Below are 19,402 nucleotides of genomic sequence, written 5' to 3'. Positions count from 1 at the left end.
GCCCTCAACTCATGCGGCGCCGACCATGCGTCGCATGAGCAGGCCCTTCAGGTCTCTTCGCGTGTCGCAGACGACGTGGATGTAAGCCGTGTCCGCTCTCACTTCATAGATGATGCGATTCATGCCCGATATGACCTGCCGGTACTGGGCTGCGTTCAGGTTTTCGAGCTCTTCGGGAACCCGGCCGGCTTCCGGATGGGCCTCGATCATCGCGACGGACTTCCTGATCTTTCCATAGCAGTCTGTCCAGGCCTGCGCACCGAAATTCCTGATGAGATAGCGCCTCAGGTCCTTCAGGTCGGCTTCCGCGGATCGCAGGAACACGACCTTCATTTCGTGTCTTTTTCGTCTTCTGCATCTTGGCGGTCCAGGTCCGCAAACACATCTTCCGCCGAGCGGAACTGGCCCTGCTCGATCTCGCGGTTGCCAAGTGCCAACACCTTGAGAAGCGCGAGCGTGGCTTCGTGCTCCTCGTAGGAGCGAACATCCATCACCACGAGCTTGGCTTCGCCGTTCTGGGTGATGAGCATCGGTTCACGAGTGTCGGACAGCGTCTTCACGATGTCCGCGGCATGGCTCTTGAGGTAGCTGATGGGTTTGACTTGGGTCGAGAAATTCATGGTGCTCATCCCTGATTCCTGGTCGGACTCATTATGGTCTGAATTCAGTCTGGAGCGGCTGGCGTCCGGTCATGGCGCCATGACTTCCTCTCTGAACATCCGCTCCCCCGCGAAGTCCACGAACGCCCGCACCTTAGGCGACAGCTGCCGGCTCGACGGCCACAGCGCCGAGAACTGGCCCTGCCGCACGAGGTGCGTGGCCAGCACGCGCTGCAGCTCGCCGCGGCACAGCGAATCGCGTGCGAGAAAGTCGGGCATGTAGGCCACGCCGAGGCCGGCCACGGCCGCGCCCAGCATGGCTTCCATGTTGTTGCACAGCAGGCCGGGCGGCAGTTGCGTGGGTAGGCCGGGCAAGTCCCAGTCCTCGATCTTTCCGCCGGTGACGAACTTGTAGCGCAGGCAGGTGTGCCGAGCGAGGTCGGCGGGGATCTGCGGCACGCCGTGGCGCTCCAGGTAGGCCGGCGAGGCCACCAGCACGAAGCGGAACGGGCCGAGCCGGCGCGCCACCAGTTGCGAGTCGACCAGGTCGCCGCTGCGGATCGCCACGTCGACGCCCTCGGCGATCACGTCGACCAGCCTGTCGTTGAAGTCGAGGTCGAGCTCGATCTCGGGGTAGCGCTCCCTGAAGGCCGGCAGGATCGGCAGCAGGAAGCGATAGCCGATGGTCGGCAGGCTCACCCGCAGGCGTCCGCGCGGGGCGGCCACGGCGTCCTGCATCATGGCCCGCGCGTCGTCCAGCTCGTCGAGGATGCGGCGGCAGCGCTCGTGGAAGAGGGCTCCTTCCTGTGTGAGCCGCATGTGCCGCGTGGTGCGGTTGAAGAGGCGCACACCGAGCTGCTGCTCGAGCCGCGCGACGTTCTTGCCCACCGCCGAGGCCGAGATGCCGAGCTCCCGGCCGGCCTTGGCGAAGCTCGCGTGGTCGGCCGCCCGTACGAAGGATTCGAGTCCGCTGAAGCTGTCCATGGATTGGCAACCTTTGGTTGGGAGTGTGAGGAGCAATGGGGCAATTCTCATTGCATTGATTCCTTTCTATCTTCGTGCCTTCCTTTTCCACCTTCCGCGAAGGCACGTTCCCGATGTCCCCGTCCTCCTCCAGAAACTGGCTCCTGGCCGCCGTCTGCCTCGCGGCGCTGGGCATGCCGCTGAGCTTCACCGGCCCGGCGGTGGTGCTGCCCGCCGTCCGCGACGCCCTGGGCGGCAGCCCGGTGCAGCTCAACTGGGTGACCAACGCCTTCATGCTGAGCTTCGGCGCCACGCTGATGGCCGCCGGCGCGCTGGCCGATGCATACGGGCGCAAGCGCGTCTTCCTGCTGGGGCTCGCGGTGGTGGCGCTCAGCGCCTCGCTGCTGACCCTGGCGCCGGGCATCGTGTCCTTCGACCTGGCGCGTGCGCTGCAGGGGCTGGGCTCGGCGGCGGCCTTCGCGGCGGGCACGGCCGCGTTGGCGCAGGTGTTCGACGGCGCGGCCCGCACGCGGGCATTCAGCCTGATCGGCACCTCGTTCGGCGTGGGGCTGTCCTGCGGCTCCATCCTCTCGGGCTGGCTCGCGGAGAGTTTCGGCTGGCAGGCGGTGATGCTGAGCCCCGGTGCGGTCAGCCTCGCGGCGCTGTGCATCGCCGCGCTGTCGATGCACGAATCGCGCAACCCGCAGGCCATGGGGCTCGACGTGCCGGGCACCCTGAGCTTCACCGCCGCGCTGAGCCTGCTGACGCTGGGCGTGCTGCAGGCGCCCGACAGCGGCTGGGGCAGCCCGTGGGTGCTCGGCGCGCTGGCGGGCGCGGCGGCGATGGGCGCCGTCTTCGTCGCCATCGAGAGGCGCGTGGCGCATCCGATGCTCGACCTGTCGCTGTTCCGCTTTCCGCGCTTCGTGGGCGTGCAGCTGCTGGCCGCCGCGCCGGCCTATGGCTTCGTCGTGCTGCTGGTGCTGCTGCCGATCCGCTTCGTGGGGCTCGAAGGGCGCAGCGCGATCGAGGCGGGCGCCTTCATGTTCGCGCTCTCGGGGCCGATCCTCGTCGTGCCGACGCTGGCGGCATCGCTGGCGCACCGGTTCTCGGCGGGCGCGATCTCGGCCGTGGGGCTGCTGGTGTGCGCCGCCGGCTTGTTCTGGCTCAGCCGCTGTGCGCCGGGCACGCCGCTCGCCGGAATGGTGTGGCCGCTGCTGCTGATCGGCGCCGGCATCGGGCTGCCCTGGGGCCTGATGGACGGGCTGGCCGTGAGCGTGGTGCCGCGCGAGCGCGCGGGCATGGCCTCGGGCATCTTCAACACGGTGCGGGTGGCGGGGGAGGGCATTGCGCTGGCGCTGGTCGGCGCCGGGCTGACTGCGCTGGTGACGGCGCAGCTGGGCCATGCCGCTGCCGCATCGCAGGCGGCGCAGCGCGTGACCACCGGGAACCTCTCGCAAGCGCTGGCGCTGTTGCCCGGAATTGACCGCGCGGGGCTGCTGCATGCCTATGGCGCGGCGTTCGGCACGCTGCTGTACGTGCTGGCTGGCGTGACGGTGCTGACGGCAATCGTCGTGTTCGCCTTCCTGCGCGGCGAGACGCATGCCGAGGCCGGCGCCGTGGCGCTGGAGTCGACGGCCTGCTGATGATTCAGGCCGCTTCGGCGGCCTCGAAGATGTCGCGCAGCCACTGCGTGAACACGCGCACGCGCGACGACAGCTGCCGGTTCTGCGCATAGAGCACGGAGACCGGCATCGGCGGCGGCGCGAACTCCGGCAATAGAACCTTCAGCCGTCCGTCCGCCAGTTCGCCGGCCACGCGGTAGCGCGGCACCTGCACCAGCCCCAGTCCCGCGACGGCCGAGCCGGTGTACAGGTCGGCCCCGGTCACCGAGACGATGCCGCCGAGCTGCACGCTCGTCAGCCGCCCGTCGACCGTGAATTCGAGTGGCACCGCCTTGCCCGTGGCGCTGGAGATGTAGTGAATGGCGCGGTGCGAGGCCAGATCCTCCGGACTCCGCGGCTCGCCGTGCACCGCCAGGTAGGCGGGGCTCGCCACCGTGACTTGCGGCAGCAGCGCCACGCGCCGCCCGACCATCGACGAGTCCTGCAGCGTGCCCGCGCGCAGCACGCAGTCGACGCCCTCGCGCACCAGGTCGACGAGGCGGTCGTCCTCGCCGATGTGCAGCTCCAGCTCCGGGTAGCGCGCCAGGAAGCCCGGCAGCGCCGGCACCACGAAATGACGCGCCAGCGTGCCCTGCAGGTTCACGCGCAGCAGGCCCTTGGGCGCGGCGTCGCGGAACAGGCCCTCGGCCTCTTCCACGTCGGCCAGCAGCCGCACGCAGCGGCGGTAGTAGGCCTCGCCGTCCTGCGTGAGGCGCACGGTGCGGGTGGTGCGCTCCAGCAGCCGGGTGCCGATGCGCTGTTCGACGCGCTTGATCAGGTTGGTGACGGTCGCGCGGGGAATCTGCAGGTCTTCGGCTGCCTGCGTGAAGCTCTGGCGCTCGGCGATGCGCACGAAGGCCTGCATTTCCTGGAAGCGGTCCATGGGCGGCGCCGGTTCTATTGTTGAAGTAAATGGAATGGTAATGGCAAAAGACGGCTGATTATCTTTTGGATGGAACGATCGAAGATTCGCTTCACCAACCACCCACCACTGCAAAGGAACAGCCATGACCCACTCACCCCAACCCAAGGTCGCCATCGTCACCGGCGCATCGCGCGGCATCGGCGCCGCCGTCGCGCAACGCCTCGCCAGGGACGGCTTCGCGGTCGCCGTCAACTATGCGTCGAGCCCGGCGCAGGCCGAGGCCCTCGTGGCCGAACTCCAGGCCGCCGGCGGCAGGGCCATCGCCGTCAAGGCCGACGTGGCCAGCGCCGGCGAAGTGCGCGCCATGTTCGACGCCGTCGAGGCGCAGCTCGGCAAGGTCGACGTGCTGGTCAACAACGCCGGCGTGCTCAAGACCCTGCCGCTGGCCGAGCACACCGACGCGCTCTACGACCAGACCTTCGACATCAACGTGCGCGGCACCTTCAACACGCTGCGGGAGGCCGCCGCGCGCCTCAACGAGGGCGGGCGCATCGTCAACTTCTCGAGCACGGTGCTCGCGCTGAACATGCCGGGCTATGCGATCTACAACGCCACCAAGGCGGCGGTCGAGTCCTTCACGCACGTGTTCGCCAAGGAACTGCGTGGCCGCAACATCACGGTGAATGCCGTGGCGCCGGGGCCGATCGCCACGGCGCTCTTCCTCGAGGGCAAGACCGAGGAGCAGATCCAGAACTTCGCGAAGGCGCCGCCGCTGCAGCGCCTGGGCCAGCCCGAGGACATCGCCTCGGTGGTCTCCTTCCTGGCCGGCCCCGACGCAGGCTGGGTCAACGGCCAGATCCTGCGCGCCAACGGCGGCCTGGCTTGAAGCACGCCGGCCCGTTCCCAGGAGAAATCGTCATGAGCCGACCAAATCCGTCTGCTGCCGCCCCGCGCTTCTTCAGCCTGGCCTATTCGGCCTTCACGCTGGCCGCCGCGGTGGTTGCCGCCGCAGCCTCGGCGCTGGCCCTCGTCCTCGAACTGCCCGTGTGGGCGATGTTCGTCGGCTGGGTGGCCTTCTACACCCGCGGCGTCACGGCGCGCGACGGCGTGTTCAACCTCGTGTGCGTGGGGTTCGGCGTGCTGATCGGCAAGGCTGCAGCCCTGGCCATCGGTGCGCTGGGCCCCGTCGTGGGCGCCGTGGCGTTGCCTCTGGTGGTGCTGGTCGTCGCGCTCGTCGTGGTGTCGCTGCGCGGCGTGCCGCGCTTCAACAACCTGCTCTGCTACTTCCTCGGGCTGATCGCCTTCTTCGCGATCCACCAGCCGCCGTCACTCTCGCTGTTCGGAACGCTGGCCGGCGCCGCCGCGCTGGGCTCGGTAGCCGCGTGGACCGCCCATGCGCTGCAGCGGCGCGTGCATTGAAGAAGACGCGCTCGTCGACCCCTCGCATTTCATTCATTCGTTCATTGATTCCAGGAGTTTCATCATGCAATCCGTCATCCTCGTCACCGGCGCCGGTACCGGCATCGGCAAGCTCACCGCCCAGTCGCTCGCCGAGGCGGGCCACATCGTCTACGCCTCGATGCGCGACATCGCCGGGCGCAACAACGGCCGCGCCGCCGAGCTGCGCGCGCTGGCCGCGGCGAAGAACATCCAGCTGCATCCGCTCGAACTCGACGTGCTTTCGCAGGAATCGGCCGATGCGGCCGCCGCGACCATCGTGCGGGAGCAGGGCCACCTCGACGTCGTGATGCAGAACGCCGGCCATCTGGTGGTCGGGCCCACGGAGGCCTTCACGCCCGAGGAGATCGTGAAGGTGTTCGACACCAACGTGCTCGGCGCGCAGCGCGTGAATCGTGCGGTGCTGCCGTACCTGCGGGCCCAGGAGTCGGGGCTGATGCTGTGGATCAGCAGCACCACCACCAAGGGCGGCTTCCCGCCGTTCATGGGCCCCTACGGCGCGGCCAAGGCGGCAATGGATTCGCTGGCCGTCACGCTGGCCTACGAGATCGCGCGCTTCGGCATCGAAACCTCGATCGTCGTGCCGGGCGCCTTCACCAAAGGCACCGACCACTTCCCGAGCGCGGGCAAGCCTGCCGATGCAACCACGGCGGCGGCATACGGCCGCTACGACGGCCTGATGGACCAGATCGGCGCGCGCCTCTCGGCGCTGACGCCCGACAACGCCGACCCGCAGGCCGTGGCCGACGAGATCGTGCGCATCGTGGGCCTGCCGGCCGGCACCCGGCCGATGCGTTCGCTGATCGACTTCGTGGGCGACGGCGCGGCAGAGGTGTTCGAGGTGTCCGAGCGCGTGCGCATCGAGTTCGCAAGGCGCATCGGCATGGCCGATCTGCTCGAGGCGAAAGTGCGTCGCTAAGCAAGGCGTCACAAAGAGCGGGGCGGGCTTCCTGTCCAATAGCGGCATGGAAAACCCGCCCCACGACCTCATTGCCGAACGCGTGACCGAGCTCGAGATCAAGTCGAGCTATGCCGAAGACCTGCTCGACCAGCTCAACATGACGATCTATCGCCAGCAGCAGCAGATCGACAGGCTGATCCTGCAGGTCACGCAGCTGAAGGAGCAGATGCAGAGCTCAGGCCAGGATGGCGCCGCGCGCAACCCACGCGACGAACTCCCCCCGCATTATTGATACTCCCCCAGGCTTTGCGCACTTCGTGTCGCTGCGCCAACCCCCTCGCCGGGGGCAACACCGATGGCCCGGCAAAGCCGGTTCCATGGTGTTCCTGGAATGAGCGCTCAGCCGTGCGCGTGCCAGAGCACGGCGAAGAAATGGCAGGTGCTTCCCGCGAGCACGAACAGGTGCCACACCGAGTGTGCAAAGCGCACCTTGTTGTCGAACAGGAACACCACCGCGCCGGCCGTGTAGAAGAGCCCGCCGGCCACCAGCCAGCCAAGTCCCGCCGCCGACATGCGCTCGTACAGCGGCACCGCGGCCATCAGCGCCATCCAGCCCATCGCCACGTAAAGGCCGGTGGACCACAGCGGATGCTTCAGCCGGTTGAACAGCTTGGCGCCTACGCCCAGCGCCGCCGCCGCGCAGATGGCGCCGAACAGCGTCCAGCCCAGCGGGCCGCGCAGCACGCCGAACAGGAAGGGCATGTAGCTGCCTGCGATGAAGAGGTAGATGGCGGCGTGGTCCAGCCGGTTGAACCAGGCCTTGGCGCGGCCGATCGGCAGCGCGTGGTAGAGCGTCGAGATCAGGTACAGCACGATGGCCGTGCCCGCGAACAGGCCGGCGCCGACCACGCCCGCGGCCTGGCCCTTCTGCGCCGCGCTGTAGACCAGGATGGGCAGCGAGGCGATGGCCAGCGCAAGGCCCAGGCCGTGGCTCAGGGCGTTGAAGAGCTCTTCCATCGCCGTCTGGTCGCGTGCCGCGAGGACGGAGGCTTTGCTGCGTTGAGAGGCGCGTGTCTGCGAGGGAAGGGAGGAAGTCATCGTCGATCCGTGCGCAAGAGTGGTTTGTTCGATGAAAGCCGGTCGGCTACTTGACCTGCTGCTTGCCCAGCTTGCGCGCCAGCGTGCGCCGGTGCATGCCGAGCCTGCGCGCGGTCTCCGAGATGTTGAAGCCGGTCTCGGCCAGCGTCTCGTGGATGCGCTCCCATTCGAGCGTCTTGATCGAGGTGGAGCGATTGGTCAGCTCGACCTCGGTGGTGCCGGTGGCGCGGCCGAAGGCGGCCTCGATGTCGTCGGTGTTCGAGGGCTTGGCCAGGTAGTGGCAGGCGCCGAGCTTGATGGCTTCCACCGCGGTGGCGATGCTGGCGAAGCCCGTAAGCACCACGATCAGCATCTTCGGGTTGTGCCGGTGCAGCATCTGCACGCACGCCAGGCCCGAGGCCTCGCCGTTGAGCTTGAGGTCGACCACGGCGTAGCCGGGCGTGGAGGTGGCCAGCAGGGCTTCCACTTCCGCGAGGTTGCTCGCGTGCGCCACGGCATAGCCGCGGCGCTCGAAGGAGCGACCGAGCGCGCGCGCGAAGGCGCCGTCGTCCTCGACGATCAGCAACTGGCGCTGCTCTTCAGCTTCCGTTTCGCTCATTGCCTTCCATTCCGATGGTCCTGCTGGCTGGCGGCGAGGGCTTCCTCGTCGTCCGCGTCGTCGTCCACTTCCGTCTCTTCTTCCTCGAGCACGATGGCCGCGAGCGGCAGCGTGATCTTCACGATGGCGCCGCCCTCCGGCCGGTTGGCCGCCGCGACGCGGCCGCCCACGGTACGCGCCACGTTCACCACCAGGAACAGCCCCAGCCCGCCGCCCGCGCGGCCCTTGCTCGACTGGTAGGGTTTGCCGAACTCCTTGAGGATGGCCGGCAGGAAGCCGGGGCCCGCGTCGGTGACGGTGATCGTCAGCGCGTCGGCGTCGTGTGCCGCCTCGAGGCGCAGCCAGTGCGGCGACGCCTCCAGCGCATTGTCGAGCACGTTGCAGATCATCTGCTTGAGGGCCGAGTCGGAAACCATGGGCAGGTCGCGGCCGAAGCGGTTGTCGTACTCGAAGTCTTCCACCGGGCGGGTGGTGCGCCATTCCTCGACCAGGTCGTCGAGGAAGGTGCTGACGGTGGTTTCTTCCGACGATTCGCCGCGCGCCTCGCCGGCCGACAGCAGGATGCCGCTCACGATGCTCTTGCAGCGCTGGATCTGCAGCTCCATCTCGGCCACCTCGGTCAGCAGTTCGGGGTCGGAGCTGAAATGCGGCAGCCGGCGCCAGTCGCCCAGGATCACCGCCAGCGTGGCCAGCGGCGTGCCGAGCTCGTGCGCCGCGCCCGAGGCCAGCAGGCCCATGCGCACGATGTGCTCTTCTTCCGAGGCGCGCTGGCGCAGGTCGGCCAGCCGCGCGTCGCGTGCACGCAGGTTGCGGCTGATGCGGGTGATGAAGATCACCAGCAGGGCGGCGTTCAGCGCGAAGCACACCAGCATGCCCTGGATGTAGGGGCTCCACAGGCCGCGGTCGTGGTCCAGCGGCAGCGCGAGCGGGCGCGAGAACAGCGCCAGTCCGGCGAAGCAGATGCTGGTGATGACGACCATGGTCCAGGTCGACCAGGCCTTCAGCAGCACCGCGCCCAGCGTCACCTGCAGCAGGAAGAGAAACACGAAAGGGTTGGTCGCGCCGCCGCTCAGGTAGAGCTGCGCCGTGAGCGTGGCCACGTCGACCAGCAGCGCGAGGAACAGTTCGCCGTTGGTCACGCGCCGGTGGCTGCGCGAGCGCAGCAGGCTCACCATGTTGAAGAGGGCGAGGCAGGCCAGCACCTGCAGCATGTGGTCCAGCGGCAGCCGGATCTCGAAGCCGTAGTGCACCACCAGGATGGTGGCGACCTGCCCGACCACCGCGAACCAGCGCAGCTGTATCAGCTGCTGCATGTTCTGGTGGCCGATGGCGTTGTCCAGGCTCGCGACGCCGGCGCGGGGCGGGTGCAGCTCGCCCGCGACCGCGGCGGATTCAGCCGTCGCGGCGGGCATCTTGGTCGGCGGGGCGGGCGTCGGCATGGGCCGCATTTTCGCTGCGCCGCACGAACCAGGCCGCGATCAGCACCATCAGGGCAAGGCCATACCAGGTCAGGGCGTAGACGAGGTGGCTGTTGGGAAAGGAAATGACAGTCAGGCCGCCGGCGGGCCAGGCGGGGGTGTCGGTGGCATTCGCAGGGGGCGGCGCGGCCTCCGCATCGACGAAGTAGGGCGCCACGTCGGCCAGGCCGCGCGCGGCGGCGATGGCCTGCACGTCGCGCGAGAACCAGCGGTCGCCGGCCGGATCGTTCTTGCGCAGGAAGCCGCCCTTGGGCTCGGTCAGGCGCAGCAGGCCGGCCACGGTGGTCTCGCCCTGGGGCTCGGTCGCGGTACGTGCCGCGCGTTTCTGTGCTTCAGGCGGCACGAAGCCGCGGTTGACGAGCACCACGGTGCCGTCGGCGCTGTTGCGCAGCGGGGTCAGCACCCAGAAGCCGGCGCCCAGCCTGGTGCTGGCCTGCACCAGCGTCTCTTTGTCGTGGAGGAAGGTGCCGGCAAGGCGGACATGCCGGTATTCGTCGTTGGCCGCGTTGACCGTGGGCCATTCGGTTCGCCCGGGGGCCGTGGCGGCCGGGGCATGCACGCGCTGGTCGACGCGTGCGATGAGATCGAGCTTCCAGGCCCTGCGCTCGACCTGCCAGGTGCCGAGCGCGAAGAAGCCGGCGAAGGCGAGGACTGCGCAGACCGCCAGCGCCACCCGTGCGGCGGTGGAGCGCCGGCGGACGGCCTGCTGCGCCATCAGGGCATGTTCTTCATGTCGTGCATCGAGTGCGGCATCATGTTGGTGTTCATGTGGTACATGACCCACAGCGAACCGGCCAGCGTGATGACCACGAGCACGAGCGTGAAGATGAGCGCCAGCATGTTCCAGCCGCCCTCGGACTTGGCGTCCATGTGCAGGAAGTACACCATGTGCACCACGATCTGCACCACGGCGAAGGCCAGGATGACGAGCGCGGTGGTGTTGGGCTTGTCGAAGACCTTGGCCATCACGAGCCAGAACGGAATGGCGGTGAGGATCACGGCCAGCACGAAGCCGGTCATGTAGCCCTTGAAGGTGCTGTGGCTCACCGGGCCGTCGTCGTGCCCGTGGTCGTCGTGGCCATGTGCGCCGTGGCCGGCGGTTTCGGTGTGCGCGCTCATTGCAGCGATCCCATCAGATACACGAAGGTGAAGACGCCGATCCAGACCACGTCCAGGAAGTGCCAGAACATCGACAGGCACATCAGGCGGCGGCGGTTGGCGGCGGTGAAGCCGTGCTTGGGCAGCTGGATCATCAGCACGATGAGCCAGACGATGCCGAAGGTCACGTGCAGGCCGTGGGTGCCCACCAGCGCGAAGAACGACGACAGGAAGGCGCTGCGCTGCGGGCCCGCGCCCTCATGGATCAGGTGCGCGAACTCGTACAGCTCCAGGCCGATGAAGCCTGCGCCCAGCAGGCCGGTGATGGCCAGCCAGATCAGCATGCCGCGCATGCGGCGCTTCTGCATCTCGAGCACGGCGAAGCCGTAGGTGATGGACGACAGCAGCAGCAGCGAGGTGTTGATCGCCACCAGCGGCAGGTCGAACAGGTCGGCGCCCGAGGGGCCGGCCGCGTAGCTGCGGCCCAGCACGCCGTACACCGCGAACAGGCAGGCGAAGATGAGGCAGTCGCTCATCAGGTAGAGCCAGAAGCCCAGCAGCGTGCCGTTCTCGGGGTGGTGGTCTTCGTTGCGGACGTTGAAGACCTCGAACGCGGGCGCGCTCGCGGCCACGTTGCCGGGGGAAGAGATAGCGGTGGTATTAGACATTGGCAGCCAGCAGGCGCGTGCGCGCGTCTTCGGTGCGGACGACATCTTCCGCGGGGATGTAGTAGTCGCGCTTGTAGTTGAAGGTGTGGATGATCGTGGCGGCGAGCATGGCGACGAAGCCGATGCCGGCCACCAGCCACATCTGCCAGATCAGGGCGAAGCCGCAAACCGCTGCCAGCGCCGCGATGATGAAGCCGGCGGCCGTGTTCTTGGGCATGTGGATCGGGCTGAAGCCTTCCAGCGGGCGCTGGTAGCCGCGGGCCTTCATGTCGGACCAGGCGTCGTTGTCATGCACGCGCGGCGTGAACGCGAAGTTGTAGGCCGGCGGCGGCGACGAGGTCGCCCATTCCAGCGTACGGCCGTTCCACGGGTCGCCCGTGGTGTCGCGCAGCTTGTCGCGGCGGATGAAGCTCACCACCAGCTGGATCAGGAACGAGGCGATGCCCAGCGCGATCAGCACGGCGCCGAAGGCGGCGACCTGGAACCAGATCTGCAGCGACATGTCCTGGAAGTGGCTCATGCGGCGGGTGACGCCCATCAGGCCCAGGATGTACAGCGGCATGAAGGCGAACCAGAAGCCGACGATCCAGAACCAGAACGAGCACTTGCCCCAGAACGGGTCGAGCTTGTAGCCGAAGGCCTTCGGGAACCAGTAGGTGATGCCCGCCAGCATGCCGAACAGCACGCCGCCGATGATCACGTTGTGGAAGTGGGCGATCAGGAACAGGCTGTTGTGCAGTACGAAGTCGGCCGGGGGAACGGCCAGCAGCACGCCGGTCATGCCGCCGATCACGAAGGTGATCATGAAGCCGATGGTCCACATCATGGGCAGCTCGAAACGGATGCGGCCGCGGTACATGGTGAAGAGCCAGTTGAAGATCTTCGCGCCCGTCGGGATCGAGATGATCATCGTCGTGATGCCGAAGAACGAGTTCACGCTGGCGCCGGAGCCCATGGTGAAGAAGTGGTGCAGCCAGACGAGGTACGACAGGATGGTGATCACGACCGTGGCGTACACCATCGAGGCGTAGCCGAAGAGGCGCTTGCCGGAGAAGGTGGAGACCACTTCCGAGAAGATGCCGAAGGCCGGCAGGATCAGGATGTACACCTCGGGGTGGCCCCAGATCCAGATCAGGTTCACGTACATCATGGCGTTGCCGCCGAGGTCGTTCGTGAAGAAGTTGGTGCCTGCGTAGCGGTCGAGCGACAGCAGGGCCAGCACGGCGGTCAGCACCGGGAAGGCGGCGACGATCAGCACGTTGGTGCACAGGGCGGTCCACGTGAAGACGGGCATCTTCATCATGGTCATGCCGGGTGCGCGCATCTTCACGATGGTGGCCAGCAGGTTCACGCCGGAAAGCAACGTGCCCACCCCCGCTATCTGCAACGACCATATGTAGTAGTCGACCCCCACGTCGGGGCTGAAGAGGATGCCCGACAGCGGCGGGTAGGCCAGCCAGCCGGTCTTGGCGAACTCGCCGACGAACAGCGACGCCATCACCAGGCCTGCGCCGAAGGTGGTCATCCAGAAGCTGAAGTTGTTCAGGAACGGGAAGGCCACGTCGCGCGCGCCGATCTGCAGCGGCACCACGAAGTTCATGAGGCCCGTGACCAGCGGCATCGCCACGAAGAAGATCATGATCACGCCGTGGGCGGTGAAGATCTGGTCGTAGTGGTGCGGCGGCAGGAAGCCCGCGTTGTCGCCGAAGGCGATGGCCTGCTGGGCGCGCATCATGAGCGCGTCGGCGAAGCCGCGAAGCAGCATCACCAGGCCCAGGATGATGTACATGATGCCGATCTTCTTGTGGTCGATGCTGGTGATCCAGTCGCGCCACAGGGTGCCCCACAGCTTGAAGTAGGTCAGTGCGCCCAGGACGGCCAGGCCGCCCAGGATCACGCCGGCAAAGGTCACGAGCAGGATCGGCTCGTGCAGGGGAATCGCCTCCCAGGAGAGGCGGCCGAAGACGAGCTTCGTCAGGTCAAGGTTCTGCAACATCTTATTCTTCGGTGGTGCACATCGCGGTGACGTACTTGCGCTTGGGCGTATCGAGGGAGTCGACGTCCCATGCCTGCTTGGTGGCGACGTTGAAGGCGCCGGGCTTGCCCATGCCGCCGCTGGCGTCGATGGCCATCATTTCCTTCATGCACATCTTGTTGCGGTCCACGCACTGGTTGAGGATCGCGTCGTACAGGTCGGAGGCAACGGTGGGGTAGTGGCGCACGGGCTCGCGCTCGCTCGGCACTTCGAGCTTCTTGTAGAGGTCGCGCGAGAGTTCGCCGTCCTTGCCGGTCTTGACCTTCTGCACCCACTGGTCGAAGCCTTCGTTGCTCAGGCCGTGGAACTTGAAGCGCATGCCCGAGAAGCCGGCGCCGCTGTAGTTGGCGGAGAAGCCTTCGAACTCGCCCGGCTTGTTGATGACGGCGTGCAGCTTGGTCTCCATGCCCGGCATGGCATAGATCTGGCCGGCCAGCGCGGGAATGAAGAAGGAGTTCATGACCGAGGAGGCCGTGATCTTGAAGGTGATCGGACGGTCCACCGGGGCGGCCAGCTCGTTCACCGTGGCGATGCCCTGCTCGGGGTAGATGAAGAGCCACTTCCAGTCGAGGGCCACCACTTCCACCGTCAGCGGCTTGGTTTCCGCCGGGATCGGGCGCTGGGCGTCGAGGCGGCGCAGCGGCTGGTAGGGGTCGAGCACGTGGGTGCTGATCCAGGTGATGGCGCCCAGCGCGATGATGATGAGCAGCGGCGCCGCCCAGATCGCCAGCTCGAGCTGGGTGGAGTGGTCCCAGTCGGGGCTGTAGGTGGCTTCCTTGTTGGACTGGCGATAGCGCCAGGCAAAGAAGATGGTCAGGCCGATCACCGGAATGATGATGATCAGCATCAGCACGGTGGAGACGACGATGAGGCGTCCCTGCTGATGGGCGATGTCGCCGGAGGGGTTCATCAGCACCGTGTTGCAGCCCGCCAGGAGCATGGCGGAGAGCAGCAGGAGTGCTCGGCGAAGGTTCTTGAGGATGTGCATGCCGGGGGAAAAGAGGTGCAGGGGCGACGCAAAAAGACCCCACAATCTACGCCCGATGACGGGTTTCGCCTATTGGACGTTTTGTCCTATGGCGGTAAATGTGATTCGGTGCGACGCTCTGGGGTCTCCCATGGTCTTATGGTGTCGCGCCGCGGCGTTACACCTGAATTACAGCAAGCAATGACGACGTCCAGCATCATTTCGCAAGGCGCACAGCCGCTGCCGAATCCGGCCGATCACGGCGGCGCCCGGCAGGGCGACGACCACTCGCACATCGCCCCCGGCGAGATCGCGGTCGGTGTGGTCATCGGTCGCGCCTCCGAATATTTCGACTTCTTCGTCTACGGCATCGCCTCGGTGCTGGTGTTCCCGGCGGTCTTCTTCCCGTTCGAGCAGCATCTCGAGGGCGTTCTCTATTCGTTCCTGATCTTCTCGTTCGCCTTCATCGCGCGTCCGTTCGGAACTGTCATCTCGATGATGATCCAGCGACGTTTCGGGCGGGAAGCCAAGCTCACGCTGGCGCTCTTCGTGCTTGGCACCTCCACCGCCGGCATCGCCTTCCTGCCGGGCTATTCGAGCCTGGGCTTCACGGCCATCGTGCTGCTGTCTGTGTTCCGTTTCGGCCAGGGCCTGGCGCTGGGCGGCTCGTGGGACGGCCTGCCGTCGCTGCTGGCGCTGAACGCGCCGGCCAACCGCCGCGGCTGGTACGCCATGCTGGGCCAGCTGGGCGCGCCCATCGGCTTCTTCATTGCCAGCGCGCTTTTCGCCTACCTGTATTCCAGCCTGCCGTCGGAAGACTTCCTCGACTGGGGCTGGCGCTATTCCTTCTACGTGGCCTTCGCGATCAACGTGGTGGCGCTCTTCGCCCGCCTGCGCCTCGTGGCCACCGACGAATACTCGCGCCTGCTCGAAGAGCGCGAACTGGAACCCACCAGCGTCACCGAGCTGGTCAGCTCCCAGGGCAGCAACATCCTGATCGGTGCGTTCGCCGCGCTGGCCAGCTACGCGCTGTTCCACCTGATCACGGTGTTCCCGCTGTCGTGGATCACGCTGTACTCCGACCAGTCGGTCACCGAGTTCCTGGTGATCCAGATGATCGGCGCGGCCTTCGGCGCCGCCGGCATCGTGGCCTCGGGCCTGCTGGCCGACCGCATCGGCCGCCGCTTCACGCTGGGCGGCCTGGCCGCGGTGATCGCCGCTTTCAGCGGCTTCGCTCCCACGCTGCTCGACGGCGGCCGCGTTGGCCAGGACATCTTCATCCTGCTGGGCTTCGTGATCCTGGGCCTCTCGTACGGCCAGGCAGCCGGCGCGGTGACCTCCAACTTCGCGCCCAAGTACCGCTACGTCGGTGCGGCGCTCACGGCCGACGTGGCCTGGCTGATCGGCGCGGCCTTCGCTCCGCTGGTCGCGCTCGGCCTCTCGGCCCACTTCGGCCTGGCCTACGTGAGCGTGTACCTGTTGTCGGGTGCGATCGCCACGCTGGCGGCGCTGGGGCTCAACCGGGCGCTGGCGCGGGACTGAGGTCTCTTCGCACAGGAAAGAAAAAAGGGGCCGCTCAGGCCCCTTTTTCGTTTTTCATTAGGATGCCCCGATGTTCGCCGCCGCAATCTTCGACATGGACGGGCTGCTGATCGACTCGGAGCGCCCCATCATGGCTGCCTGGATCGATGTCGCCCGCACGCTCGGCATCGAGCTTTCGCACAGCCAGTACATGCAGGTGGTGGGGCTGGCCACCGCCGAGTCCGAGCAGATCCTCGCCTCGCTGCTGGGTGGGCCCGACGCGTACAGCCACGCAGTAGACCTCGTGCGCCAGCGCCTGCAGCTGGAGCGCTCAGACGGCACGCCGCTGTTCCCGATCAAGCCCGGCGCCGCCGAGATCCTGGCGGCGCTGCGCGAGCGCGGCACGCGCTGCGCCGTGGCTTCGTCGTCGACCAGCGTGCAGATCCAGTCCTGCCTCGGCAGCCTCGGCGTGCTGGACCACTTCTCGGCCTTCGCGGGCGGCGACGAGGTTGTGCGCGCCAAGCCCGATCCGGCGCTCTACCTGCTCGCGGCCGAGCGTCTCGGCGTGGACCCGGCCGAATGCATCGCCTTCGAGGACAGCGAGAACGGCGCCAAGGCAGCGCTGGCGGCGGGCTTGCGGGTGGTGGTCGTGCCCGATCTCAAGCATCCGCCCGAATCCATCGTCGAGCGGGCGTTCCACGTGCTCGATTCGCTGCACGACGCGCTGGCGCACCTGCCGCGCTGGTTTCCGCAGCCGGCGCGCAACGCGCAATCCGCATGATCAAGATCGGCACGCTCTGCCACGTGGTCGACAGCTGCCTGGCGTCGCCCTTCACGGAGCGTGCCGTGGGCCGGATCGTGGAGGTGGTCTCCGCGCCCTACGAAGCGCCCAGCGAGCGCTACCTGCCCGGCACCTATTACGACGTGCTGTTCGAGGGCTGGACCTTCTACTGCCGCAGCGACAAGCTCGTGCCCATCTCCGATCCCGACGCCGAAGTCGAGCGCTGGGAAGACGCCTTCCTCGACGAGCCGGTGCCCACCGTTCAGAGCACCTCGTCGCGCAACTGCGGAAACACCTTCGACACCTTCGCGAGCAGGTAGTCGCCGTAGCGCCCGCTGAAGGCGTGCACGTTGGCGCGGTCCCAGCGCTCGGCGCTGTCGTCGCGCGCTTCCGCCCCTGCCAGACCTTCGATGCGCTGCACGCGCGCCTCGAAGTTCGGATCGAAGAAGAGGGGAAACGACAGCCGGTCGTGCCCCGAGGTGTTGCGCTTCACGCGGTGCGGCGTCGACTTGTAGAGCCCGCCGGTCATGCGGTCGAGCATGTCGCCGATGTTGCAGACGAAGGAGCCCGCCACCGGCGGCGCGTCGATCCATCCATCGGGCGTGTGCACCGCGAGGCCGCCGATGTGGTCCTGGTGCAGGATCGTCAGCAGCCCGTAGTCGGTGTGCTCGCCCACGCCCCACTGCACGTCGAGGCCTTCGGGCACCGGTTGCGACGGGTAGTTGAAGAGGCGGAACAGGATCAGCGGGTCGGCCGTGTAGCGCTCGGCGAAGTAGCCGGCCTCCAGGCCGAGGCTCAGCGCAATGCCTTCCATCAGCCGGTGGCCCAACTGCGTGACGGCTTCCATGTAGTCGAGGATGGTCTCGCGAAAGCCCGGCACGTCGGGGAACAGGTTCGGCCCGTGCACCGGCGTCTTCGCCTGCACCAGCGGATGCGTGGCGGGCAGCTCGGTGCCGAGATACAGGCCTTCCTTCCAGTCGGGCCGGCCCGAGGTCAGCTCGCCGCCGAGCGGGAAGAAGCCGCGCCAGGCGCGACCGCCGAGGGCCATGCGCCACCGCATCTTGGTTTCTTCGGGCAGATCGAAGAAGCGGTGGCTCAGGTCTTCGAGCCGCTTCACCAGCGTGGCGTCGACGCCGTGGCCGGTCACGTAGAAGAAGCCGTGCGCGCGGCAGGCGGCGCCGATCTGCGCGGCGACGGCATCGCGCCCGGCGGTGCCTGCGACGAGCGCGGAAACGTCGATGAGGGGGAGGGATGAGTCGGTCATGCGTCTCTCGCGAAGGGGGAGCGGATGTCGGCCAGGAACTGCTGCGCGCGCGGATGCTGCGGCCGGTTGAAGAAGTCGTCGGGCGTGGCGCGCTCCAGCACCTTGCCTTCGTCCATGAAGAGCACGCGGTCGGCCACCTCGCGCGCGAAGCCCATCTCGTGCGTTACGCAGACCATGGTCATGCCGTCGCGCGTGAGGTCGCGCATCACCAGCAGCACCTCTCCGACCATCTCGGGGTCGAGCGCGCTGGTGGGTTCGTCGAACAGCATCAGCGGCGGCTGCATGGCCAGCGCGCGGGCGATTGCCACGCGCTGCTGCTGGCCGCCCGACAGTTCGCCCGGCCAGGCGTTGGCCTTGTTCGACAGGCCGACGCGGTTCAGCAGCGCCATCGCGCGTTCGTCGGCCTGCTTGCGCGTGAGGCCGCGCAGCTGCATCGGCGCCATCGTGCAGTTCTGCAGCACCGTGAGATGCGGGAACAGGTTGAACTGCTGGAACACGAAGCCGATGCGCGAGCGGAATTCGTTCACGTCCAGGCCCGGCGCGTGGATGTCCTGCCCGTCAACGACGATGCGGCCCGACTGGATCGGCTCCAGCCGGTTGAAGGTGCGGATCAGCGTCGACTTGCCCGAGCCCGAGGGCCCGCACACCACGACGACCTCGCCCTTGTGGATGGTCTCGGTCACGTCGACCAGCGCGTGGTAGCTGCCGTACCACTTGTTGACTTTTTCGAGTTCGATCATGCGGACACCTTGGTGGCGGCGGTGGAGATGCCGCGGCGAGCGAGCCGGCGTTCCAGCCAGTAGGCGAAGCGCGAGAGGCCGAAGCACAGGATGAAATACGTGCCGCCCAGGATCAGGTAGATCTGCGCGGGCTTGGTGAACACCTGCGTGTTGATCTGCGTCGCGATGAACGACACCTCGGCCAGCCCGATGATGTAGCCCAGCGAGGTCTCCTTGATGGTCGAGACGAACTGGTTCACCAGCGAGGGCAGCATGCTGCGCAGCGCCTGCGGCAGCACCACGAGGCGCATCGCGGCGCCGTAGCCCAGGCCCAGTGCGCGGGCGGTTTCCATCTGCCCGCGCGGCAGGCCCTGGATGCCGGCGCGCACGATCTCGGCGAGGTAGGCGGCATCGAAGATCACCAGCGCGATCAGCATGGTGGTGAACTGGTCGGTCTTCACGCCGGTGACGCTGGGCAGGAAGAAATAGGCCCAGAAGATCACCATCAGCAGCGGCAGCCCGCGCACCACGAACACGAAGCCCGTGACCGGCCAGCGCAGCCAGCGCCACGGGCTCACGCGCGCCAGCCCGAGCACGATGCCCAGCGGCAATGCCAGCACCAGCCCGCAGGAGGCCAGCAGCAGCGTGAGCACCAGCCCGCCAAGCGGGCCGTTCGGGTACTGCCCGATGAGAAAGTAGACCCAGTAGTCGTTGATGATCTGAAGCAT

The 19,402-nt window shown here is 67.4% G+C and carries 23 protein-coding genes; 8 read left to right on the top strand and 15 right to left on the bottom strand.

The window, feature by feature from the left end; all coding sequences use genetic code 11:
* Window positions 1-9: 9 nt before the first annotated feature.
* From EJP69_RS18435 to EJP69_RS18425, 3 genes are all read right to left on the bottom strand, one after another.
* Window positions 10-333 carry a type II toxin-antitoxin system RelE/ParE family toxin gene (locus tag EJP69_RS18435; RefSeq protein ID WP_126471937.1) on the bottom strand — a complete coding sequence of 108 codons (324 nt, stop codon included), beginning with the start codon at window positions 331-333 and terminating at the stop codon, window positions 10-12.
* Window positions 330-620: a type II toxin-antitoxin system Phd/YefM family antitoxin gene (locus EJP69_RS18430; protein WP_126472059.1), complete on the bottom strand. Its 291-nt coding sequence runs from the start codon at window positions 618-620 to the stop codon at window positions 330-332. The genes EJP69_RS18435 and EJP69_RS18430 overlap by 4 nt, the downstream gene beginning before the upstream one ends.
* A gap of 69 nt (window positions 621-689) precedes the next feature.
* Window positions 690-1,583, bottom strand: a complete 894-nt coding sequence (locus tag EJP69_RS18425) for a LysR family transcriptional regulator (RefSeq protein ID WP_126471935.1) — start codon at window positions 1,581-1,583, stop codon at window positions 690-692.
* 113 nt (window positions 1,584-1,696) lie between these two features.
* On the opposite strand from EJP69_RS18425, the gene EJP69_RS18420 reads away from it, so the two are divergent.
* A complete protein-coding gene (locus EJP69_RS18420) occupies window positions 1,697-3,205 on the top strand; it encodes an MFS transporter (RefSeq protein ID WP_126471933.1) in 1,509 nt (502 codons plus the stop codon).
* A 4-nt stretch (window positions 3,206-3,209) separates the two neighbouring features.
* Here EJP69_RS18420 and EJP69_RS18415 read toward each other — a convergent pair whose 3' ends face one another.
* A complete protein-coding gene (locus tag EJP69_RS18415; RefSeq protein ID WP_126471931.1) occupies window positions 3,210-4,106 on the bottom strand; it encodes a LysR family transcriptional regulator in 897 nt (298 codons plus the stop codon).
* Window positions 4,107-4,230: 124 nt separating this feature from the next.
* Here EJP69_RS18415 and EJP69_RS18410 point away from each other — a divergent pair, with 124 nt between their 5' ends.
* The 4 genes from EJP69_RS18410 to EJP69_RS18395 all read left to right on the top strand — a co-directional run bounded on the left by EJP69_RS18410 (window position 4,231) and on the right by EJP69_RS18395 (window position 6,739).
* Entirely contained in the window at window positions 4,231-4,974 is a 744-nt protein-coding gene (locus EJP69_RS18410) for an SDR family oxidoreductase (protein ID WP_126471929.1), read from the top strand.
* Between the two features lie 32 nt (window positions 4,975-5,006).
* Window positions 5,007-5,507 (top strand): DUF1097 domain-containing protein, encoded by a 501-nt coding sequence (locus EJP69_RS18405; protein ID WP_126471927.1) that lies wholly within the window; start codon window positions 5,007-5,009, stop codon window positions 5,505-5,507.
* 64 nt (window positions 5,508-5,571) lie between these two features.
* Entirely contained in the window at window positions 5,572-6,465 is an 894-nt protein-coding gene (locus tag EJP69_RS18400; RefSeq protein WP_126471925.1) for an SDR family NAD(P)-dependent oxidoreductase, read from the top strand.
* A gap of 46 nt (window positions 6,466-6,511) precedes the next feature.
* On the top strand, window positions 6,512-6,739 hold the full coding sequence (locus EJP69_RS18395) for a SlyX family protein (RefSeq protein WP_093302172.1): 228 nt from the start codon (window positions 6,512-6,514) through the stop codon (window positions 6,737-6,739).
* A 107-nt stretch (window positions 6,740-6,846) separates the two neighbouring features.
* Here EJP69_RS18395 and trhA read toward each other — a convergent pair whose 3' ends face one another.
* From trhA to cyoA, 8 genes are read right to left on the bottom strand one after another with little or no spacing between them, the layout of a single operon-like run.
* Complete coding sequence (gene trhA, locus EJP69_RS18390; protein WP_206169347.1) at window positions 6,847-7,545, bottom strand: PAQR family membrane homeostasis protein TrhA; 699 nt, start codon at window positions 7,543-7,545, stop codon at window positions 6,847-6,849.
* Window positions 7,546-7,591: 46 nt separating this feature from the next.
* Window positions 7,592-8,143, bottom strand: a complete 552-nt coding sequence (locus EJP69_RS18385; RefSeq protein WP_126471923.1) for a response regulator transcription factor — start codon at window positions 8,141-8,143, stop codon at window positions 7,592-7,594.
* Window positions 8,140-9,555 (bottom strand): ATP-binding protein, encoded by a 1,416-nt coding sequence (locus tag EJP69_RS18380; protein ID WP_093302487.1) that lies wholly within the window; start codon window positions 9,553-9,555, stop codon window positions 8,140-8,142. Before EJP69_RS18380 ends, EJP69_RS18385 begins: the two co-directional genes overlap by 4 nt.
* Window positions 9,536-10,336 carry an SURF1 family protein gene (locus EJP69_RS18375; protein WP_126471921.1) on the bottom strand — a complete coding sequence of 267 codons (801 nt, stop codon included), beginning with the start codon at window positions 10,334-10,336 and terminating at the stop codon, window positions 9,536-9,538. Before EJP69_RS18375 ends, EJP69_RS18380 begins: the two co-directional genes overlap by 20 nt.
* A complete protein-coding gene (cyoD, locus tag EJP69_RS18370) occupies window positions 10,336-10,740 on the bottom strand; it encodes a cytochrome o ubiquinol oxidase subunit IV (protein ID WP_093198007.1) in 405 nt (134 codons plus the stop codon). Before cyoD ends, EJP69_RS18375 begins: the two co-directional genes overlap by 1 nt.
* Entirely contained in the window at window positions 10,737-11,387 is a 651-nt protein-coding gene (cyoC, locus tag EJP69_RS18365) for a cytochrome o ubiquinol oxidase subunit III (RefSeq protein ID WP_093198004.1), read from the bottom strand. The genes cyoD and cyoC overlap by 4 nt, the downstream gene beginning before the upstream one ends.
* Window positions 11,380-13,383, bottom strand: coding sequence for a cytochrome o ubiquinol oxidase subunit I (cyoB, locus tag EJP69_RS18360; RefSeq protein ID WP_093198002.1), 2,004 nt, complete (start codon window positions 13,381-13,383; stop codon window positions 11,380-11,382). Before cyoB ends, cyoC begins: the two co-directional genes overlap by 8 nt.
* Before the next feature lies 1 nt (window position 13,384).
* Window positions 13,385-14,410, bottom strand: a complete 1,026-nt coding sequence (gene cyoA / locus EJP69_RS18355; protein ID WP_093197999.1) for a ubiquinol oxidase subunit II — start codon at window positions 14,408-14,410, stop codon at window positions 13,385-13,387.
* A gap of 180 nt (window positions 14,411-14,590) precedes the next feature.
* Between cyoA and EJP69_RS18350 the strand changes: the two genes are divergently transcribed.
* From EJP69_RS18350 to EJP69_RS18340, 3 genes are all read left to right on the top strand, one after another.
* Window positions 14,591-15,931, top strand: a complete 1,341-nt coding sequence (locus EJP69_RS18350) for an MFS transporter (RefSeq protein WP_093197997.1) — start codon at window positions 14,591-14,593, stop codon at window positions 15,929-15,931.
* A 70-nt stretch (window positions 15,932-16,001) separates the two neighbouring features.
* Window positions 16,002-16,691, top strand: a complete 690-nt coding sequence (locus tag EJP69_RS18345) for an HAD family hydrolase (protein ID WP_093302161.1) — start codon at window positions 16,002-16,004, stop codon at window positions 16,689-16,691.
* Window positions 16,688-17,011: a hypothetical protein gene (locus tag EJP69_RS18340; protein WP_093302159.1), complete on the top strand. Its 324-nt coding sequence runs from the start codon at window positions 16,688-16,690 to the stop codon at window positions 17,009-17,011. Before EJP69_RS18345 ends, EJP69_RS18340 begins: the two co-directional genes overlap by 4 nt.
* Here the strand turns inward: EJP69_RS18340 and EJP69_RS18335 are convergent.
* Genes EJP69_RS18335 through EJP69_RS18325 form a run of 3 tightly spaced genes read right to left on the bottom strand, consistent with a single transcriptional unit; the run spans window position 16,954 to window position 19,402 of the window.
* Window positions 16,954-17,955, bottom strand: coding sequence for an isopenicillin N synthase family dioxygenase (locus tag EJP69_RS18335; protein ID WP_093302156.1), 1,002 nt, complete (start codon window positions 17,953-17,955; stop codon window positions 16,954-16,956). The two genes, EJP69_RS18340 and EJP69_RS18335, sit on opposite strands and share 58 nt — an antisense overlap.
* The gene (locus EJP69_RS18330; RefSeq protein ID WP_093302154.1) at window positions 17,952-18,695 is read right to left on the bottom strand and encodes an amino acid ABC transporter ATP-binding protein; all 744 of its coding nucleotides are present in this window, start codon (window positions 18,693-18,695) and stop codon (window positions 17,952-17,954) included. Before EJP69_RS18330 ends, EJP69_RS18335 begins: the two co-directional genes overlap by 4 nt.
* Window positions 18,692-19,402: an amino acid ABC transporter permease gene (locus tag EJP69_RS18325; protein WP_093302151.1), complete on the bottom strand. Its 711-nt coding sequence runs from the start codon at window positions 19,400-19,402 to the stop codon at window positions 18,692-18,694. Before EJP69_RS18325 ends, EJP69_RS18330 begins: the two co-directional genes overlap by 4 nt.

The sequence above is a fragment of the Variovorax gossypii genome (genome assembly GCF_003965815.1).
GTDB classification, from domain to species: Bacteria; Pseudomonadota; Gammaproteobacteria; order Burkholderiales; family Burkholderiaceae_C; genus Variovorax; species Variovorax gossypii.
The sequence above is the reverse complement of the archived record's forward strand: the minus strand, read 5'-3'. Positions and strand labels throughout refer to the sequence as shown.

Excerpts from the sequence above, each read along its gene's own strand:
- EJP69_RS18325 (WP_093302151.1), bottom strand. The coding sequence starts at position 19,402 with ATGCTTCAGATCATCAACGACTACTGGGTCTACTTTCTCATCGGGCAG.
- EJP69_RS18395 (WP_093302172.1), top strand. The coding sequence starts at position 6,512 with ATGGAAAACCCGCCCCACGACCTCATTGCCGAACGCGTGACCGAGCTC.
- trhA (WP_206169347.1), bottom strand. The coding sequence starts at position 7,545 with ATGACTTCCTCCCTTCCCTCGCAGACACGCGCCTCTCAACGCAGCAAA.
- EJP69_RS18435 (WP_126471937.1), bottom strand. The coding sequence starts at position 333 with ATGAAGGTCGTGTTCCTGCGATCCGCGGAAGCCGACCTGAAGGACCTG.
- cyoD (WP_093198007.1), bottom strand. The coding sequence starts at position 10,740 with ATGAGCGCGCACACCGAAACCGCCGGCCACGGCGCACATGGCCACGAC.
- EJP69_RS18380 (WP_093302487.1), bottom strand. The coding sequence starts at position 9,555 with ATGCCCGCCGCGACGGCTGAATCCGCCGCGGTCGCGGGCGAGCTGCAC.
- EJP69_RS18335 (WP_093302156.1), bottom strand. The coding sequence starts at position 17,955 with ATGACCGACTCATCCCTCCCCCTCATCGACGTTTCCGCGCTCGTCGCA.
- EJP69_RS18410 (WP_126471929.1), top strand. The coding sequence starts at position 4,231 with ATGACCCACTCACCCCAACCCAAGGTCGCCATCGTCACCGGCGCATCG.
- EJP69_RS18340 (WP_093302159.1), top strand. The coding sequence starts at position 16,688 with ATGATCAAGATCGGCACGCTCTGCCACGTGGTCGACAGCTGCCTGGCG.
- EJP69_RS18430 (WP_126472059.1), bottom strand. The coding sequence starts at position 620 with ATGAATTTCTCGACCCAAGTCAAACCCATCAGCTACCTCAAGAGCCAT.
- EJP69_RS18405 (WP_126471927.1), top strand. The coding sequence starts at position 5,007 with ATGAGCCGACCAAATCCGTCTGCTGCCGCCCCGCGCTTCTTCAGCCTG.
- cyoA (WP_093197999.1), bottom strand. The coding sequence starts at position 14,410 with ATGCACATCCTCAAGAACCTTCGCCGAGCACTCCTGCTGCTCTCCGCC.
- EJP69_RS18420 (WP_126471933.1), top strand. The coding sequence starts at position 1,697 with ATGTCCCCGTCCTCCTCCAGAAACTGGCTCCTGGCCGCCGTCTGCCTC.
- EJP69_RS18415 (WP_126471931.1), bottom strand. The coding sequence starts at position 4,106 with ATGGACCGCTTCCAGGAAATGCAGGCCTTCGTGCGCATCGCCGAGCGC.
- EJP69_RS18400 (WP_126471925.1), top strand. The coding sequence starts at position 5,572 with ATGCAATCCGTCATCCTCGTCACCGGCGCCGGTACCGGCATCGGCAAG.
- EJP69_RS18345 (WP_093302161.1), top strand. The coding sequence starts at position 16,002 with ATGTTCGCCGCCGCAATCTTCGACATGGACGGGCTGCTGATCGACTCG.
- EJP69_RS18350 (WP_093197997.1), top strand. The coding sequence starts at position 14,591 with ATGACGACGTCCAGCATCATTTCGCAAGGCGCACAGCCGCTGCCGAAT.
- cyoB (WP_093198002.1), bottom strand. The coding sequence starts at position 13,383 with ATGTTGCAGAACCTTGACCTGACGAAGCTCGTCTTCGGCCGCCTCTCC.
- EJP69_RS18385 (WP_126471923.1), bottom strand. The coding sequence starts at position 8,143 with ATGAGCGAAACGGAAGCTGAAGAGCAGCGCCAGTTGCTGATCGTCGAG.
- EJP69_RS18330 (WP_093302154.1), bottom strand. The coding sequence starts at position 18,695 with ATGATCGAACTCGAAAAAGTCAACAAGTGGTACGGCAGCTACCACGCG.
- EJP69_RS18425 (WP_126471935.1), bottom strand. The coding sequence starts at position 1,583 with ATGGACAGCTTCAGCGGACTCGAATCCTTCGTACGGGCGGCCGACCAC.
- EJP69_RS18375 (WP_126471921.1), bottom strand. The coding sequence starts at position 10,336 with ATGGCGCAGCAGGCCGTCCGCCGGCGCTCCACCGCCGCACGGGTGGCG.
- cyoC (WP_093198004.1), bottom strand. The coding sequence starts at position 11,387 with ATGTCTAATACCACCGCTATCTCTTCCCCCGGCAACGTGGCCGCGAGC.